General features: G+C 43.8%; 15 protein-coding genes. 14 read left to right on the forward strand and 1 reads right to left on the reverse strand.

The annotated features are described in order from the left end of the window. Positions 1-342 precede the first annotated feature (342 nt). Entirely contained in the window at positions 343-1506 is a 1164-nt protein-coding gene (locus tag ISR87_13900) for a hypothetical protein (GenBank protein ID MBL7026533.1), read from the forward strand. Between the two features lie 125 nt (positions 1507-1631). Here ISR87_13900 and ISR87_13905 read toward each other — a convergent pair whose 3' ends face one another. Continuing rightward, positions 1632-1928, reverse strand: coding sequence for a GIY-YIG nuclease family protein (locus tag ISR87_13905; protein ID MBL7026534.1), 297 nt, complete (start codon positions 1926-1928; stop codon positions 1632-1634). Between the two features lie 568 nt (positions 1929-2496). On the opposite strand from ISR87_13905, the gene ISR87_13910 reads away from it, so the two are divergent. The 13 genes from ISR87_13910 to ISR87_13970 all read left to right on the forward strand — a co-directional run bounded on the left by ISR87_13910 (position 2497) and on the right by ISR87_13970 (position 18296). Continuing rightward, the gene (locus ISR87_13910; GenBank protein MBL7026535.1) at positions 2497-4017 is read left to right on the forward strand and encodes a TldD/PmbA family protein; all 1521 of its coding nucleotides are present in this window, start codon (positions 2497-2499) and stop codon (positions 4015-4017) included. A gap of 2 nt (positions 4018-4019) precedes the next feature. After that, on the forward strand, positions 4020-5342 hold the full coding sequence (locus ISR87_13915; GenBank protein MBL7026536.1) for a TldD/PmbA family protein: 1323 nt from the start codon (positions 4020-4022) through the stop codon (positions 5340-5342). 257 nt (positions 5343-5599) lie between these two features. After that, the gene (locus ISR87_13920; protein ID MBL7026537.1) at positions 5600-6508 is read left to right on the forward strand and encodes a phosphocholine cytidylyltransferase family protein; all 909 of its coding nucleotides are present in this window, start codon (positions 5600-5602) and stop codon (positions 6506-6508) included. Between the two features lie 4 nt (positions 6509-6512). After that, complete coding sequence (locus ISR87_13925; GenBank protein ID MBL7026538.1) at positions 6513-6926, forward strand: adenylyltransferase/cytidyltransferase family protein; 414 nt, start codon at positions 6513-6515, stop codon at positions 6924-6926. A gap of 16 nt (positions 6927-6942) precedes the next feature. Next, entirely contained in the window at positions 6943-7815 is an 873-nt protein-coding gene (gene phnD, locus ISR87_13930; protein MBL7026539.1) for a phosphate/phosphite/phosphonate ABC transporter substrate-binding protein, read from the forward strand. A gap of 6 nt (positions 7816-7821) precedes the next feature. Beyond that, positions 7822-8625: a phosphonate ABC transporter ATP-binding protein gene (phnC, locus tag ISR87_13935; GenBank protein ID MBL7026540.1), complete on the forward strand. Its 804-nt coding sequence runs from the start codon at positions 7822-7824 to the stop codon at positions 8623-8625. Continuing rightward, the gene (gene phnE / locus ISR87_13940; protein ID MBL7026541.1) at positions 8622-10166 is read left to right on the forward strand and encodes a phosphonate ABC transporter, permease protein PhnE; all 1545 of its coding nucleotides are present in this window, start codon (positions 8622-8624) and stop codon (positions 10164-10166) included. The genes phnC and phnE overlap by 4 nt, the downstream gene beginning before the upstream one ends. 14 nt (positions 10167-10180) lie before the next feature. Next, entirely contained in the window at positions 10181-11236 is a 1056-nt protein-coding gene (locus ISR87_13945; GenBank protein MBL7026542.1) for a hypothetical protein, read from the forward strand. 62 nt (positions 11237-11298) lie between these two features. Then, a complete protein-coding gene (locus tag ISR87_13950) occupies positions 11299-11835 on the forward strand; it encodes an NUDIX hydrolase (protein ID MBL7026543.1) in 537 nt (178 codons plus the stop codon). A gap of 239 nt (positions 11836-12074) precedes the next feature. Then, entirely contained in the window at positions 12075-13352 is a 1278-nt protein-coding gene (locus tag ISR87_13955) for a hypothetical protein (protein ID MBL7026544.1), read from the forward strand. 126 nt (positions 13353-13478) lie between these two features. Further along, a complete protein-coding gene (gene tnpA / locus ISR87_13960; protein ID MBL7026545.1) occupies positions 13479-13922 on the forward strand; it encodes an IS200/IS605 family transposase in 444 nt (147 codons plus the stop codon). Between the two features lie 410 nt (positions 13923-14332). After that, positions 14333-16177, forward strand: a complete 1845-nt coding sequence (locus ISR87_13965; GenBank protein MBL7026546.1) for an endonuclease — start codon at positions 14333-14335, stop codon at positions 16175-16177. A 127-nt stretch (positions 16178-16304) separates the two neighbouring features. Then, positions 16305-18296, forward strand: a complete 1992-nt coding sequence (locus ISR87_13970; protein ID MBL7026547.1) for an endonuclease — start codon at positions 16305-16307, stop codon at positions 18294-18296. Positions 18297-18532 lie beyond the last annotated feature (236 nt).

The following is an 18532-nucleotide window of genomic DNA, read 5'->3' on the forward strand; positions in this document are numbered from 1 at the left end:
CCTTAATAATGTAGCCAACAAATTATTAAAGGTGTTGTGCGCCATAATCAGGGATCAAGCACCCTATATTGATAACTATAAATCTATTAACCCAACACTGCTAAATAATGCTTGATTGGGTCTTAGTTATCGCGAAGACAGAGGAGGATACCCCAATGAGACATTGCATGGTCGATTGACCGCGTTTAAAAATATGTAAATAGGAATGACTTTATGCACATTGTTAGTTCTACAGCAATGAAATCGTCTATATTGAGCAAACATGCGGAGTGATTCATTGTGATTAATACGTTTGCATGCACATAAAATGTAAGTCGACATATTGAAAAAGGTGAAAATATCATGCTCAACAAAACAATCTGGTTTGTACTTTTTACTCTCATCGTATCAAGCGTCTATGCTGAAATAACTCTCTCAGGAGACGCACGGCTCAGACCGCGCTTTGATGTAAAAGACAATGGTGAATATGGAACTCAATCAGAAGATTTTTACTATTATTACCGTGCCCGTTTAATGATCAATGCAGATATTGGTGATGGATATTTTTTCAATACCCGCTTAGGTCACAATGGAGCTACATATTGGATTGGCAAATTTAGATCGGGCGACACACCCAGTAGCTTGAGTAATCCTAATGCTGGTAGAGGGTCCGTCGATTTTATGGAACTCTATTTTGGGCACCAGGGCAAAAAATTTGGCTGGTCTGGAGGAATCATTCCTGTCTCTCACAATCCTGTTCTAGACATTCATTATTATCCCAATATCATCCTTGATAAGGCCTGGGACACCTATAATAATAATGCAGCCCATGGTTTTGATTTCAATTATAAGCTAGCTGGTAAACCATTGGATATAAAAGTCCTGGTAGATAATAATGATGGTCGCAAAGTTGTGGATGCAAATTTCGTTTCCCAGAGTGATACATCCATTGTCTACATCATTGATCAAGACAGTGGATCTATCAGATTAGATACTACCATAACTTCGACCGCTTCTTCTGCATCCACCACCAGAGATCAATACACCGTTTATCTATCATATCCTGTTTCACTTATTGGCTTCAAAATGACCCCGCATTTGTTGGTAACTCTATCAGATAAAAATAAAGCGGCACCAATCACTTATGGTCTTGAATTCAAACTCCCCAAAGTAGCCGGATTTGGTCTTTCAGCTTTTGGAGGATTAACCAGCCAGACTGTTTCGGATTCACTCACTGATCTAACAGCATATAATGGATGGATTGCCCGTGTGAAAATGGTGGGGAAATTGGGTCCCGGAACTCTGGTAGCCTGGTATGACCAGGCCATGACGACACCGGATGTAACTGATGCAGTTGATAGCAAATTCTCTTACCTCTGGTTGTCATATACCTACACCCTGCACAAGTCTGATTGGGGCTCAATGGTCTTTGCGCCTACTTACCGTCTATATACCAATAAAATTGAAGGCAGTAGAGACTACACCAGGGCTAACATTGAGCTGACGACAGAGATTAAGTTTAAGTAACCCCCAACTTTTTGTCCTGACATTGATCTAGCCTGTGGTGGCGTAGCTCTCAGAGCGTAGAATCATTGAAGTGCTATCTAGCTCTGTCTCCCTGAGGCTCTCGAAGGGCAAAGACAGAGCTCCTTCTATTTCCCTTTATCGCGATAGGCTACTGACAAATTTATGAGGGCGGGTATATCCCCCCGAATAAATGCTAGTTTCTTCGCCCTACTCCAGCCCTTAAGCTGTTTTTCAAGGAGGATAGCATCCTGAATATCCATTTCTTCAGAATTCCACAGCAGGATTAGCGGCCGCCGGGTGTGGGTATAGCCTGGAAAAAGACCTTCATGGTGCTGGTACAACCTTTCATCTAAATCACTTGTAACACCTGTATAAAGGGTCTTATCAGAGCATAATAGGACATAAACAGAACCTGTTTTCATAATTTTTCCATTTGTTTAAAGAGGGTTGCCTAAAGATCCAGAGGGTTGATGATAAAACAATATTTGTCATAATGCTGGGGTTTTCATTTGTGGAAAGTCAAACCATCTCCTTCGAGAGCCTCAGGATGACGGTTTGGGGTTTTGGGACTATGAGACGAGCTCAGCGATCGGTTTTCTGGTATCACTCACTATCCTCCAAACCCGCCAACTTCTAACTTATAATTTTTAACTTCTAACTCCTGAACGCCATTCATCCCCATAGATAACCATTTGGCGACGGAGGCGTATCCTTCTAGAAAAAATTTGGCGAATGCAAACATGAGTGATAGGTTAATACCCTATGGATAAGCTCCTCGGGACTATCCATAACCCGCCTCCGTGGTTGAGCCCACTACGGCGCGGTTATCCGCCAGGTCATTTTTAGTAAACATCGCGCCGAAGCGGATAGCCAGCATTCAATGCCATGTAAGAGTGTTGTTATATGCTCGAGCAGATAGGTTTGTTGGGATTAGGTTGCGAAGGCGGATAAAAATGGTCATGATTTGAAAGGAATAAGGTAATGGTACAGATGAGTAGACGAGATTTCGTAAAAGTCACAGGTACTGGTCTGGCCCTGGCAACCCTACCCGGATTCATCCGCACGGGTTTTGCAGGCGTCGGAGCAGGTGATAATCCCTACAATTTCTATTTCCAGCGATTTGGAATAGATGAAGATATGATTCGTAAGGTGATGACAGAAGCCCTCCATTATGGCGGTGATTACTGCGATCTCTTTTTTCAGAATGAATTAAGCAACTCCATCCGACTCCAGGATAATATTGTGAATTCAGCCAGCACCAATGTCACTTTAGGTGTTGGAATTCGAGTCTTGAATGGGAATCAGACGGGTTACTCATTTACTGAGGATATTTCATTGGCCAGTATGAAGGCTGCTGCTCGGACCGCTGCTGGCATCGCCTCAGGTTCAGCCAAGGCTGCTCCACAATCATTTAATGCCACCAAGTTGATGAATTACTATGACACAAAAGTGAGTTATGAAGATGTGGGTGTCAAAGACAAAGTCGGTATGCTCCAATCTATCAATGATGATGTGTTTAAGGAAGATCCAAGGGTTGTTAAAGCCAGCGTCAATTTCAGTGATAGCGAAAAATATATTCTGGTTGTGAATTCTGAGGGTGGTATTGCCTCAGATTACCAGCCTATGCTGAGAATCTCCGTGGGCTGTACAGCCGAGGAAGAAGGTCGCAAGGAGAATAATTATTTTGACTACTCCGCCCGTGATGATATCAATTTTCTCACTGAAGCAAAGCTGAAGAGACTTCCCCGTGAGGCTGTGGCCCGTACTGTAAAACTGTTTGAGGCCCAGACCCCTCCAGCTGGTGAATTTCCAGTCGTGCTATCTGCAGGTAGTGCTGGAATCCTTCTTCATGAAGCCATTGGCCATGGTATGGAAGCCGATTTTAATCGTCAGGGAATCTCGGTTTATTCAGAAAAGATGAATAAGAAAATTGCCGCACCTTTCGTAACCATCGTGGACAATGGAACCAATCCTCATATCCGTGGTTCCATCAATGTGGATGATGAGGGTATACCATCAGAAGAGACAGTCCTGGTAGAGGATGGCGTGCTACGGACTTATATCCACGATCGCATTTCAGCCAAACATTATGGTGTGAAACCCACAGGTAGCGGTCGTCGTGAATCCTTCAAACATTATCCAATGCCTCGCATGCGGAATACTTACATGCGTAGTGGTCCTCATGAATTTGATGAAATGATTGCCTCTGTGGAATATGGAATTCTCGCTGACCAGTTTACCAATGGTCAGGTCAATATTGGTCCTGGTGACTTTACATTTTATGTGAAATCCGGGTCTTTGATTGAAAATGGTAAAATTACGGCTCCCATCAAAGATGTGAATATTATTGGAAATGGTCCTGATGTTCTGGAAAAGGTCACCATGGTCGCCAACGATATGAAGATGGCCGAAGGTGGTTGGACCTGTGGTAAAAACGGTCAGGGAGTCCCTGTATCACAAGGAATGCCCAGCGTACTTGTCTCATCCATCACAGTGGGAGGTAGAGGTTAATCATGGAAAAAAATGTCTATTTAGATCTGGGATACTGGGTTCAGAAAAAAGCCAAGCAGCTCGGTGCATCTCAGTCCGCTCTAGGTATCAATCACAGCAGATCAGTCTCAGTTGATTATCGTGATGGTAAAGTAGAAACCCTCAAAGAATCAACCCAGCAATCACTGTGGATTGAACTTTTTGCTGGTGGTCGCTACTCCAGCCATACAACCAATGATCTCCGTAAAGAATCATTGGAAAAATTCCTTACAAATGCTGTGGACATTACCGGTTTTCTTACAAAAGATGAATTCCGTCGACTTGCTGATCCTGAATTATATAAAGGACAATCCAAAGCTGATCTGGATTTAAATGATTCTTCTCAGGCGGATATCACAGCCGAGGAACGTCAGGAGCGTGCTAAGGCGCTTGGAACCTATCTGGAAGGCAAAGATGAGCGCATCATTTCTGTGGCTTCTGGATTTTATGACAGCCATAGTGAATCCTATCAGTTGGCTTCAAATGGTTTTGAAGGTCATAAGGAATCAACTTCATTTACTCACGGCGTTTCTGTCTCTCTCCAGGGTACAGGTGATAAAAAGCCTGAGGGTTGGCGCTATTATCGTGCCCGACATTTGAATGATCTGGTAGGGGCCGAGCAGACTGCCACAGAAGCCCTGGCCAGAACCCAGGATAGAGTTGGTGCCGAGAAAATTGCTTCTGAAACCATGCCACTCTTACTGGAGAACTCCAATGCTGCTGGTTTATTCTGGCGCTTGATGGGTCCTCTGAGAGCATCTTCCATTCAGCAGAAAAATTCATTCCTTGCAGATCGCAAGGGTGAAAAGGTTGGTTCTGACTTATTGACCATTACAGATGAACCCTCCATTGTTCGCGGACTGGGAAGTCGCTATTATGATGGTGATGGTCTGGCTGCCAAAACAATGCCCATCTTTACCAATGGTGTGTTGAATAACTATTATACCGATGTCTACTATGGCAACAAGTTGGGTTGGACGCCCAATGCAGGTGGATCGTCAAACTTGATCGTGAAACCTGGCATGCGTTCGGGAGCTGAAATTGAAGCCAGCCTGGATCGGGCTATTTTGGTTACAGACTGGCTGGGTGGCAATGCCAACGGTACAACAGGCGATTTCTCACTTGGTGTCGCGGGATGGTTGATTGAGAATGGCAAGCGGGTGAAGTCCATTACTGAGATGAATATTTCAGGTAATTACAATGATCTGCTTATGAATCTCATTGAGGTTGGCAATGATCCCTGGATTCACTCATCCTTTAGAACACCCACCATGGTCTTCGATAAGGTGAGTTTCTCCGGATCATGATTGTGGAAACATCGGATTCGTCACCCTGAGGGTACTCGAAGGGTGCTTGAACCCAAGATAGCAAATAAAAGCGCCCTGGTTTTCCAGGGCGCTTTTATTATGGATCACTAATAAGCAAGTCCCGGCTAACAGGACTTGGCTCAATCCCAACCCAGACTCCTCAGCACTCTTAATACTCATTAATTAATCTAGAATGTTCTCTTGACACTGTTTGAATTGCGCTTAAAATACTGTGCGTACGTACGCACATAAAAAACATGACTAAAATAGCAAAAACTATCAAAATCGAAACCTCCCATGAGGATTGGCTCAAATCCAAAGATCTGAATTTTTCTGAGTGGATTAGAAATAAGTTAGATGAGGCGATTGAAAATGAAAATCGTGGTAGTGGCAGGTCATCCTTAAAAGCCGTCATTTTAGCAGCCGGAAAGGACAAGAGCCTTTTTCCGCTCACTGAAGATATCCCTAAAACTATGCTGGACATTAAGGGAAAGACCATCCTGGAACGTCAAATTGAACTATTAAAAAGTGCTGGTATCACTGATATCGCTGTGGTGCGCGGTTTTAAAAAAGATCAAATAAACCTATCAGGGCTTGTATTCTTTGACAACGATGGGTTTGAGGACACGGGTAGCTTAGTTTCCTTACTACATGCCAGGGAGTTTCTGGATACAGATACTATTGTGCTCTATGGTGACATCCTTTTTGAATCCGAAACCTTGACCCGTTTGATTGAATCCAAAGGGGATACCACGCTCGTGGTGGACAGAGGCTGGAAAAAACGCTATCAGGAAAGCAAGGAAGGTCATACTCAGAAACCTGAGTTGACAACCCTGGCAGAGGGCACTGACGATCCAAAGGTTGTTGGTGTTGGTTCTACTGAAACTGACCTATCATCTGAATTCATCGGACTCGCTAAATTGTCTGTCAATACGCTCCTCATACTGGATGACGTGTACAAAAATATTTATTGTCAGCGTCCTGAGGAAGTATTTCACAGCTCAAGTAGTTTCAGAATGGCATCATTCCTGGACTTTATTCAGGAGTTGATTGTCCAGAAACAAGACATCATAGCTATTGAAATATGGCGATCATGGATTGACGTTGACACATTTGAAGATTATCGGAATTCCTGGAAACTTATTGCAGAGTTTGATAGAGGGTGAAAAAATGAAAATAGTATACTCGTATTATGTCCTGGATATCGTCCACAAAGGTCATCTGCACATGATGAAAAATTCAAAAGCCATGGCAGGTGAGGACGGAAAATTAATTGTTGGAATCCTCACAGATGAAGCGGTTATGGAAAAAAAACCAAAACCCATATTATCATTTGAAGAAAGAATGGACCTGGCTAGCTCGATTAAGTATGTAGATGGTGTCGTAGCCCAAACAAGCTATTCGCCGTTGGAAAACATTAAGGATATCCGACCTGATATTTTGATGGAAAGTAGTAGTCATGATGAAACTGAAATCGGAAAATGTAGAGACTATATAGAGAGTATTGGTGGTAGAGTAATTGTTATTCCATATTATCCCTCTCAATCATCAACAAATATCAAAAAAACAATTAATAACAAGTAAAGAGAAACTCCAAATTATGAAAAAAACAATAATACTCATATCAGTTCTTGCTCTCGTTAGCGGTTTCATTTTTACAGGATGTGGTACCACGAAAGAGGATAGCTCAAATCTCTTGAGAATGGTGTTTGTACCTGCCAGTGAAAAAGGTGATGAGAACGATTTTTCCTCCTTGCTTGCCATCATTGAAAAGAATACGGGTTTTACCATCGAAAGCATCAATGTGACAGATTATAACGCAGCGGTTGAGGCCATGCGTGCTGGCCGGGCAGACCTGGCCTGGTTTGGAGCAAAAACCTATATTCAGGCAGCTGAGTTGGCCGGTGCTGAAGCGTTTGCAGTGGGAGTCCCCAAGGGTAAGCAATCAGCATCATATAAGACGCATTTTATTGTTAAAAAAGGAAGCGAGATTACAGCCTTTACTAAGCAGCAAATGCAAGGTACAAAACTGGTGTTAAACCATGTAGGTTCAACCAGTGGAGACTTAATTCCTCGTTTTGAATTGCTGCAAATCGATTTGGACACAAAAGATCTAGATAATTTTTCTATAGTCCAATATGCTGGTAGTCATGATGCGGCAATTATGGCTGTATTATTTGGGACTGCTGAGGTTGGTGGTGTTAGTTCTGTTAATTGGGATGCCCGTATAAAGGATGCTACTATCAAAGCAGAAGATTTCACAATAATTCATTCCTCACCACCCATTATGGGAGCTCCTCTTGCATACAAGAATACTTTGCCTGCAGATGTAAAGCAGAAAATTAAACAAGCCGTATTGGAAGCTCATAAATTTGGTACCATCGGTGGCTATGGTGGCGAGATGGATCATTATGAGAGTGTTGAAGACGCAGATTATAATATTACACGTGACATCGCTAAAACGGTTAAGTAACCCTTCATGGTAGAATTTGTAAATATTTCGAAAACCTTTCCAGATGGCACGGCAGCAGTGCACGATGTTAGCATTACAGCACCTGAAAAAGAGTTCTCAGTTATCCTGGGACCCAGTGGAGCTGGCAAAACAACCTTGCTTAGAACTGTGAATCGCCTGGTGCGGCCAAGCGCTGGGCAGGTCCTGGTAAACGGAACAGAGATCACCGATGCCAACCAAAGAGAAATCCGTAGTGATATTGGTATGATTTTTCAACAGTTCAACCTGGTTGGAAATCTGTCGGTTCTCATAAATGTACTGGCCGGAAGTCTGGGATCGCATCAGAATTGGTGGTCTAACTTATATTTGTTCCCTAAATCTTATCGATTAAAAGCGTTGGATTTACTGGATAGGGTTGGTCTTCTGGATCAGGCATATAAGCGTGCCGATGAATTGAGTGGTGGTCAGCAACAACGGGTTGGTATTGCCCGGGCACTCATGCAGGAACCACGGGTTTTACTGGCAGATGAACCCGTTGCCAGTGTGGATCCACGTACGTCTCAGGAAATCTTGACACTGCTAAAAGATTTATGTGCGGAAAAAGATTTGACTGTGCTCTGCACCCTCCATCAAGTCGATCTGGCTCTTCAATTTTCCGATCGAATCATTGGTATAGCAGATGGTGAAATTATCCTCAATGAGAAATCATCTGTATTGGATGTGGAAAAGCTGAGAACCATTTATTCGACTAAAAATCATGGTCTGTTTTTTGGCCCTATGACTGAAAACCCCCACGATGCTGAAGTTATCAATTGGAATCAATTGAAATGAATGCTTCAAAACATAAGAAAGAAATGATCATGGTAGCGGTCCCTGCTATCAAAGGACATATGGAAAAGCACTTCCGACCACTTCTGTCCAGCGTTGAAACTGCCACGGGCTTAAAATTTAATTTTATTGAAGCATCAAGCTATGATGATGCCATCGACAGATTAAAGCATGGACAGGCTCAATTGGGTTGGTTAGGGCAGAGTGCCTTTATTGAAGCTTCCCATGACGTGTCACTGGAACCCCTGGCAGTGGCCTTTACTGAAGGCGACAATGTATCTGTATATCGATCTGTGTTTTTGGTGAAAGCAGGATCAACTTATTCTGAGATTGCTGATTTAAAGGGACACCGTCTCATCCTCACTGAGCATGGATCCAGCAGTGGTGATATCATGCCCCGCCATACACTGGCCCAATTTGATATGAATCCTGAAATCCACGGTAACTTTTCAGAAGTTATCTATGCTGGAAATCAAGAATCAGCAGTGGATGAGCTTTTGGCAGGAAAAGGGGATCTGGCTGTCATTAGCCAGATCAATTTGGAAAAAATGTTCCATGAAGGCAGTCTGAAGAAAAAAGACATCAAAATCATTTATCATTCAGATCCCATTCCAGGTGCACCGATTGTTGCCGTTTCAGACATGGAAGAATCCCTGAAAAAGCAGATCCAAGAGGCCATACTCAATGCTCATAAAACAGGGCCAGTAGATGGTTATGGTGAAAATATTGATAGCTACCACACACCAGAGGATGCTCGACAAAGTTTTCTTAGTTCATATCTAAAGCCAGCAGTAAGCTTTACAACAATTGCGTTTATTGCCAGTCTGGTGATCAGTACGGTGGGTGTATCAATCCATCTAAAGGTCAATCCGGCAACCATATTTGCAAGTTTCAGTTATTTCGCAGATATTATTGGACGCATGTTGCCCCCTGATTTTTCGGATTTAGGCGCACTCCTAATCTCAATGTTTGAAACCATTGAGATCGGATTCCTGGGAACGATTCTCGCTACAATACTCTCAATTCCCATCGGGTTGGTATCGGCTAAAAACATCACTCCCAGTAAGTGGATTTATTACCCTGCTAGATTGATAACTACCTTCTTCAGAGCTGTCCCAGAGTTTATTCTGGCGATGATTCTGGTCATTTCGGTTGGATTTGGAGCTTTACCCGGTATTCTGGCTCTTGGCCTGCACACCATGGGTTTTTTATCCAAATTCTATGCTGAAGAGATCGAACATGTTAGAAGTGGTCCCATTGAAGCCATCGAAGCTGCTGGTGCCAGTCACATGCAAAAGATCACCTTCGCCATCATTCCACAGATTTTACCGAATTTTGTAGGTTATTCGCTCTACATTTTTGACCGCAACATTCGCATGGCAACGATTCTAGGAATTGTTGGTGCTGGCGGTATTGGTTACCGTTTGATCTCTTCATTCAGAATGTTTGAGTATCGCGAAGTCTCAGCCATCATAATTATCATCTTCGTAACCATCTTTTTATTGGATGCCATATCATCCAAAGCCAGACACGCAGTTAAATAACGTAAGGAAAAACAATGAAACGATTCTCTCATAAAATAACAGTATTAGCAATAATTCTATTTGGAAGTACGGGTCTGTTTGCTCAGGCAAATTTTCAGTTCACGATCCAATCCTGGGCCAGTTACACGACCTATGATCATTATGCCATGAATGCAGATTCTTCTGGGATGGAGTTGGACGAAACAACAACTCAGTTTGGAAACGGTATCCGCAGAGCTCGCCTTCGTGGTAAAATGACCAAAGGGAAGGTCACCGCTTTCGTGCAGTATGATGCGGTGTCATCCTATGTTTTAGATGCTCAAATTGATTACAAATTCTCAGACAACTTGAAGATGAGAATGGGGCGCTTTGTTGGAGCTGGTAGCCAAGCTGGTGGCAATACATCCCATACCGCAATTGACTTTGCAGAGAGATCAATCGTAGGAAGAAAATGGGCTTCAGCCGTGGGGCGTTCAGATTATCGGACCTTTGGAATGGCTGTTATTGGAAAATTCAATCGTTTCAACTATCAAGTGATGGCCCAAAACGGTGATTCAAATTTAAATCTCAAACCATATGGGACTAAATCAGGTAACTCTGATGAAGATACTGGTGCCATACCTCAGCTGGATTTTGCCATTTCAACCAAGATAGGTTCTGCTGTGAATGTTGGTTTGCACTATGGTTTACCCAATGAAAACCGAGTTAATGTATCTTCTGCCACTGGATTTTTCTATTTCAAGCCATCTGAATACACCAAGGGAAAGTTCAGATCAAAGGTTGATTTTGCCAGGGTTGTTAATCATGCAAATACAGAAGATGAGGTTTCCCTGGGATGGGGCCTGGGTGGCTTCTATCTATTGTCAGAAAAAATTGAGTTGGGTGCTGGCTATCAGACCTGGGATAAAAATATTGATGTAGATAAAGATGCATTTGGCAATATTGTCCTGGCAGCAAGCTATTCACCTGATCCGGATCACTGGAAGGACTCACTTTTTAAACTGGTCGCCACATTCAAAACAGCTGAAACAGACAATGAACCCCTTGATCCTATGGTCGTACATCTCGTCTGGCAAGCCTACATGCATTAAACCTACTACCTTTGATTGAAATTTAGTTCACTTCTCTCATCAATTATTAAAGGGTCAAAGCAATGAAACTTTTGAATCGGAAAAATATTTACAAGGGTTATTGCTTTGACCTTTTTGAAGATCAGGTTGTCTGGGTAAACGGCAAAACATTGGATCGCGCTTTGATTCAGCATCCGGGAATTAGTGTGATGCTCCCTGTCCTGGATTCGGATCGACTCATCCTTGTGAATCAATACCGCTATGGGGCTCAAACTAATCTTTGGGAGCTCCCAGCTGGAACAATAGATGTCGGGGAATCTCCTCTAAATTGTGCTCAGCGCGAACTAGAAGAAGAAATCGGGTTCAAAGCAGAGAGTTGGACACCAGTTATTTCATGTTATTCATCACCCCATTACAGTTCTGAAATGATCCATGCATTTATTGCCGAAGATTTAATAAGGACAGAGAATAACCTTGATGATGATGAGGTAATCGAGGTAAAAGTATTCAGGAATGATGAAGTAAGGCAGATGCTGAACTCGGGCCAAATAAAAGACGCAAAAACGCTAGTCACTCTATTCTCATATTTCATGAAGTTGGATAAAAGTTTGCTCATTTAAGTGGTACTTTGGAGTGGGGCAGCAGGTTTGGTGCATGTATTCATGACAATTATTCTAGCACCCGATTAAACATGGGTGCTATTATTTTTATATAATATTAAATTTCTCACTTGCATTCTCACCACTTCTATTCGATTTTACCCCTAGCCAAATAGGTAGCAAACCACCCCCTTATATACGGTTATACATAATCTGATATTCATCAGATATTCCAACTAATCAATTTTGGAGGAATCAGTATGCAACGATTTCTAATTGTGCTATTGGCCATGCTCTGGACACATGAATATGTGTGGTCCCAGAGTGTGATTATCAATGAGATGTCACAGGGCTCTGATGGCGGGAAAGAATGGGTGGAGCTTTTAATTGTAGATGAGGGTGTGGATTTGAGAGGGTGGGAACTGGGGGACTTTGATGATGGGGTCTGGCACTCCATTGCTGAATTCTCCACTCACTCAGAGTGGAGCAATATTGCCAGTGGAACTATTGTTGTCATCTACAACAGTGGTGATGTAGATGAAACCATTATAGCTACAGGTGGTGAGGACACAACTTTTAGCGATAAATCGGTTCTAATAGGGGTGAATAATTCCAGCTTCTTGATCGATACAGGTCCCTGGGGAGGAACTTCAGGTGCATTTGCTAATTCAGACGGAGACGATGCACCGGCCATCAGAAATGCCAGTGATCAAATAATACATGACATGGCAGTTACCCATCCCACGGCAACAGTTTCCAGCCCGGGTTCGGCTAAGGTAAAGTATTATACGGGTAATACTGTGGGAGGTGTAGTTGATGACATCAATTGGGTTACGGCCAGCTCCAGTTCAGGTACCCCTGGAGAGGCCAATGGGGATGATAACTCAAATTGGGTGGATCAGTCACTTCCTGTCGAATTGTCTCGTTGGTTTGCGACCTCAAAAAATGGTGAAGTGAGGCTTAACTGGACCACAGATTCTGAGATCGAAAATCAGGGCTTCATCATTGATCGATGCCTAATACAAACTCACGGACCGAACTCTGAGCTTGTCGAAGAGTGGTATGAGATTGTCTCTTTTACCACAAATCCTGATCTTCTGGGCCAGGGTTCCACATCAACTCAGCATGACTACTCCTATATAGACAGGCAGGTAATAGTCGGTGAAACCTACAGCTACAGATTGTCTGATGTGGATTATCGAGGGAATGTGACACAGCATAGCGAGATTATTGTTAGCGTCATGGATACCCAGGAGAGTCAGGGATTTACTATCACGACATACCCGAATCCATCAAATTCAGGTATCCATCTCGTTGTTGGAACTGAAAATGAAATTCAGCTTCTAAGGGTAGATATTCTGAACCTCAAGGGAGAATTCGTGAAAAATGTATTTTCCGGAACACCGCTTACCACTATGGTGGAATTGCCATGGGATGGGCTGGACACCGATGAAATTCCTGTCCCATCAGGTATCTATATCGCAAAAGCAGCTGGTCCAAATATCTCCCATTCTCAAATATTCACCATCATCCAGTAGATCTCAGTAACACCCGATTTCAATCGGGTGCGCTAGCATACCCAATAGCCATCTCGCTACCACCTGACTTCAGTCAGGTGACAGATCTATAGCGTACCCCATACCCATCCCAGAAAGGAAAGGAAAATGTCAATACACTCAAGAACACGCCTCCTCACCCACATCGTCTGGTCAACCCATAAGAGGGAGCGCTTAATCCCTCGACCTCTTCGGATTGAATTGAATGATTATTTACGGAGCTATGCCACTAGTCATTCCATACGGCTCATAAATGCATATGTAAATACTGACCATATTCACCTTCTCATAGATTTGGAACCAACTCAAAGTGTTGCCAGCACTGTTAAATTGCTCAAGGGAGCATCTTCTCGATGGCTAAATCGACAAGAATCGCTCAAAACCAAATTCTCCTGGGGAAGAGGCTACGGTGCCTTCTCAGTGAGTGAATCCCACATTCACAGGGTCATTCAGTATATCTCTAATCAGGAAAAACACCATCAGGTGAGGGCATTCACCGATGAATTCAATGAGTTTCTGCAGAAGCACCAAGTCGATGCAGCGAACCGTTGAAACGGTACGCTTGTTATATCATAGGTATTCTATACCACCCGAATGAATTCGGGTGGTAATGTGAAGGCACCACCAGAGAGCCCAGAAGTATCAGCACATATCACTACCACCTGACTTCAGTCAGGTGATCCCACAGATCCTATACCTGAGACCCCTGGCCTACCCACTTATTCTTATCACCCGATTTCTATCGGGTGGCACCGCAGAGGGCCCAGCAGTATCTGCACATATCACTACCACCTGACTTCAGTCAGGTGATACCACAGATCTTATACCAAGGAGTCCAGGCCTATCCTCTTCTCTCTATCACCCGACTTCAGTCGGGTGATACCTCGTCCCACAATTGACAATCCTCACTTCCATAAGCCTTAGGTAGGACTATCTTGGCCGTCCATATAATAGGACTAGATATGAAACACATACTTATCACTCTCACACTCCTCTCCACAACCCTCTGGGCTCAAATTCCCGCTGGTTACTACGATAATGCCTCAGGACTGTTAGGCACACCCCTCCAACAAGCACTACATGACATTATTGATGGTCACACAGTCGTCAGTTACAGCTCTCTCTGGACCCATTATCAAACCACCGATGTCAAACCGAACGGTAAAGTCTGGGATATGTACTCCCATGTTCCAGATGGCGAGCAACCCTATGAATTCACATTTGTTAGCGATCAATGCGGCAATTACAGTGGCGAAGGAAGTTGCTACAATCGTGAACATTCCTGGCCCAAAAGTTGGTTTAACGATGTAGCTCCAATGAATACAGATATCTTTCATGTGGTGCCCAGTGATGGCTATGTAAATGGACAACGTGGAAATTATCCCTATGGTGAAGTCGACAGCCTTAGCGCTACCTGGATCTCCCAAAATGGCAGCAAAAAGGGACCTAATACATATCCCGGATATTCAGGAACTGTTTTTGAGCCCATCGATGCCTATAAGGGTGATTTTGCACGGATCTACTTCTATATGTCCACCCGATATTTAAATGAGGACAGCAGTTGGCCAGGCAGTCCCATGGTCAATGGTGCCCAACTTGAACAATGGGCCCTGGATATGATGATGGAATGGCATGTTGAAGATCCTGTGAGCCAGAAAGAGATCGATAGAAATAATGACATTTATAATCATGTCCAATACAATCGGAATCCTTTCGTAGATCATCCAAATTATGTAGATCTCATCTGGGGTGACCCACCTGTCTTGCCATTGGCGCCATCCAATTTGCAGGCCAGTAATATCACAGATAGCAGTGCTGAACTCAATTGGACTGATAATGCCGACAATGAAGATGGGTACTATTTATATCAAAGTGGGCTGCGCTTAGAAATCCTTCCATCAGGTGCCACTTTTGTGATTGTGGAAGATCTTTCACCCCTCCAGACCTATTATTATTCAGTGAGTTGCTACAATAGCACAGGTGAATCAGATTCCTCTAGTCACTCGTTTACCACCTTGAGTAGTGGCGACACTACTGTCACCCACTTTATGGAGGACTTTGAAACCTGGACCGGAAGCGGAAGTTCTTATTTTGATGGTGATATCGCGCTCTCCAGTGGCACATGGAATGTTTACCAGGCCGGAAACTATACCCTGGGCGATCCTCCTTATAACGGGAGCTATACAATTGCCGTCAATGATGATACGCGAGGGGCTCATATTACAACCCCTGCTGTGAATACATTAGGTACAGTTTCCTTCTACTATTATCAACGTAATGGTACAGCAACTGATGAATTTCAACTGCAAAAATCCGATAATGGAGCTGCCTTTGAATTGCTCGGTACCTACAGCTACAATGTGGGTAGTGCATATACACTATTCTCAGCCGCCTTGAATGATACTTCGAGCTCAGTGCGAGTCCGTATCCTGAATGACAATCAATCAGGACATCTTATTATTGACGACTTCACGGTAACGCAATATGACCCCGTCTCAATCGATGAAATAGCCCAGGTCATTCCAGTCAATCTGACATTGTCTCCAGCCTACCCAAATCCATTTAATCCTGAAGTCACTCTAAGCTTTCAGATAATTAAGGATGCGGAATTCATCCAGATTCAAGTTTATGACATTCAGGGAGAATTGATCGCTACACCATTGCAGAAGAATGTTGCAGCTGGAACCTATTCGGTGACCTGGGATGGGACCAACCAGAGCGGTGAGCCTCAACCTTCAGGGATTTATCTGGTGAAACTGAGCAATTCTTTGGAGTCTCTTTTTCAGCGTATCACACTTCTCAGATAAACCCACAGAATCTTACGATCGTTTGTTAGGAAGCAGGCTATTGCCTGCTTTTTAATTATATTGAGCCCTAACAATTGTTCGGGTAGCAGCTAACCTATTGCCTGATAAAAAAGAAGGGGTATAATTCATGATTGGCCAGAAACAACTCTCGCTGTTCTTATTACTTCTTCCAATTCTGATCTTTTCACAGATTCCCACTGGTTATTACGACCCCGCTCAAGATTTAAGTGGTTCTGAACTTAAGACTGCCCTCCATGACATCATCAGTGATCATGTGAAATATCCTTACACATCCACATCAACCGATGTCTGGGATATCCTTAAGGAAACCGATGAAGATCCAAATAATACTGACAATGTGATATTAATCTATACAGGAAGATCTCAAGCAAAAACTGAAAATAGTGGTGAAAGTAGCTCCACTGGGAGCAATCGTTGGAATCGCGAGCATGTCTGGTCAAAATCCCATGGTTTCCCTGATGAAATAGATACGGCGTACACCGACATCCATCATCTCCGTCCTGCCGATGAAAGTGTAAATTCCAGTCGCAGCAATCTCGATTTTGACAATGGTGGTGCAGCCCATGTGGAAGCCACCGAATGCTCCTATGATGGAGATAGCTGGGAGCCTCGTGATGCAGTTAAGGGTGACATCGCGAGAATGATGTTCTATATGGTGGTGCGCTATGATCCAGGCTACCACTCAGACAACTCCCTTTATGATCTTGAGCTGGTGGATTATGCAGGTGTGGATATAGGCGATCCGCCAGGGGAGCCTCTTTTCGGGAAACTGTCTACCCTGATTCAATGGCATCTCCAGGATCCCGTGGATACCTTCGAGCAAAACCGCAATGAAGTGGCTTATAGTTACCAGGGAAACCGAAATCCTTTTATTGATCACCCCCAATGGGTGGATTCCATTTTCAGTCCTCAACTATCCAGTAATACAAGAATCGATTTTGCCGGTAATAGTCTCAGTATTGAGGAGAGCAGTGGCTCAGTCACACTTGAACTATCCATCATAAATGCTGATCCGCTGGTGGCGACCCAATGCGAGGTCAGTTTGACTGGAGGAACAGGAAGCCTCAATGATCTCATTGCTTTCACCCAGACCTCCATCATTTTTCCTGGTGGAAGTTCGGAATTACAGTCTCTTGAGATCCTCATAAATGATGATGCCGAAGTTGAGCTAGAAGAGACCTTTATTTTTAGTATTTCCAATGTGACTGGTGGTGACTCTGCTTCTGCAGGCGGAAATGATAGTTTTGTTTTATCCATCTTGCCCAATGATCAGATCTCAGCAGTACCTGGCTTGATTATCAGTGAAGTCATGGATGGCAATCGTAGTGGCGGACAGCCAAAATTTCTAGAGATTACCAATGTTACCGACGCGTCCATTGCTATCGGGGGTTTCCAGATTTGGCGGGGTAGCAATGGGGGAGATGCAGCCTCGGTCATGCAAATTCCAGCCAGCACGATATTGGATGCACATGCTTCATGGGTGATGGCAAATTCAGCTGCTGGCATGGCAGGCGCTGGTTATGCTGCTGCTAATCAGGTATCCAGTGCCATCAACGGGAATGGCAACGATGTTTACCAACTCCACTCGGCCAGTGGACAGTATATAGATGCTTTTGGGCTGGCGGGTGTGAGCTCAACCTGGTATGAGAATAGCTTTGCTCAAAGATTACCCAATATCCTCAATAGTGGTGCCAGTTACTCGGCGGAGGAGTGGACGATTACAGGATTAGGCACGGATTCTCCAGCAAATGGGAGTCCTGGCACACCAGGCAGCCATATCTCAGATCCCTGGGTATCTGTGGTGGACCATTTTCACCCCCAAACACCAAAATTGATCCAGATTTATCCCAATCCATTCAATGCTGGAACCATGATTACCTTCCATATGTTCGACTCGAGTCATGCTACCATCGATGTTTTTGACATTCGGGGCAAATATATCACGACGTTGGTGAATGCTGATTATGCTCTTGGTAGTCACCAGATTCAATGGGAGGGTACCAGCGTCAATGGCACCGAATTACCCAGCGGGATTTATTTAGTCCGTTTGGTAACCCCCTCAACGACACAGGTGCAGCGACTTAGCATATTGAGGTAACTCTTATTTATCATTGCGAGGGAGGGTAACGACCGCGGCAATCTCCGACCCCTTGTCAAACGGATAGACTGAGATCGCTTCGTCGGTCTTCGACCTACTCCATTAGACTTGCGCCATGAAGAATTTTAAGAAATATTCTCCATAGTGAAAGAGATTCCACACATTGCATCAGAGCTGAATAAGTCTAGCACCTTCAATTGTCATCAAGACCACTTCGCGATAAAGACCCAGCCCTG

The organism is Candidatus Neomarinimicrobiota bacterium (genome assembly GCA_016784545.1).
Classification (GTDB): Bacteria; Fidelibacterota; UBA8477; order UBA8477; family JABMPR01; genus JABMPR01.

Coding starts and splice junctions, on each gene's coding strand:
- ISR87_13900 (MBL7026533.1), top strand. CDS start 343: ATGCTCAACAAAACAATCTGGTTTGTACTTTTTACTCTCATCGTATCA.
- ISR87_13905 (MBL7026534.1), bottom strand. CDS start 1,928: ATGAAAACAGGTTCTGTTTATGTCCTATTATGCTCTGATAAGACCCTT.
- ISR87_13910 (MBL7026535.1), top strand. CDS start 2,497: ATGAGTAGACGAGATTTCGTAAAAGTCACAGGTACTGGTCTGGCCCTG.
- ISR87_13915 (MBL7026536.1), top strand. CDS start 4,020: ATGGAAAAAAATGTCTATTTAGATCTGGGATACTGGGTTCAGAAAAAA.
- ISR87_13920 (MBL7026537.1), top strand. CDS start 5,600: ATGACTAAAATAGCAAAAACTATCAAAATCGAAACCTCCCATGAGGAT.
- ISR87_13925 (MBL7026538.1), top strand. CDS start 6,513: ATGAAAATAGTATACTCGTATTATGTCCTGGATATCGTCCACAAAGGT.
- phnD (MBL7026539.1), top strand. CDS start 6,943: ATGAAAAAAACAATAATACTCATATCAGTTCTTGCTCTCGTTAGCGGT.
- phnC (MBL7026540.1), top strand. CDS start 7,822: ATGGTAGAATTTGTAAATATTTCGAAAACCTTTCCAGATGGCACGGCA.
- phnE (MBL7026541.1), top strand. CDS start 8,622: ATGAATGCTTCAAAACATAAGAAAGAAATGATCATGGTAGCGGTCCCT.
- ISR87_13945 (MBL7026542.1), top strand. CDS start 10,181: ATGAAACGATTCTCTCATAAAATAACAGTATTAGCAATAATTCTATTT.
- ISR87_13950 (MBL7026543.1), top strand. CDS start 11,299: ATGAAACTTTTGAATCGGAAAAATATTTACAAGGGTTATTGCTTTGAC.
- ISR87_13955 (MBL7026544.1), top strand. CDS start 12,075: ATGCAACGATTTCTAATTGTGCTATTGGCCATGCTCTGGACACATGAA.
- tnpA (MBL7026545.1), top strand. CDS start 13,479: ATGTCAATACACTCAAGAACACGCCTCCTCACCCACATCGTCTGGTCA.
- ISR87_13965 (MBL7026546.1), top strand. CDS start 14,333: ATGAAACACATACTTATCACTCTCACACTCCTCTCCACAACCCTCTGG.
- ISR87_13970 (MBL7026547.1), top strand. CDS start 16,305: ATGATTGGCCAGAAACAACTCTCGCTGTTCTTATTACTTCTTCCAATT.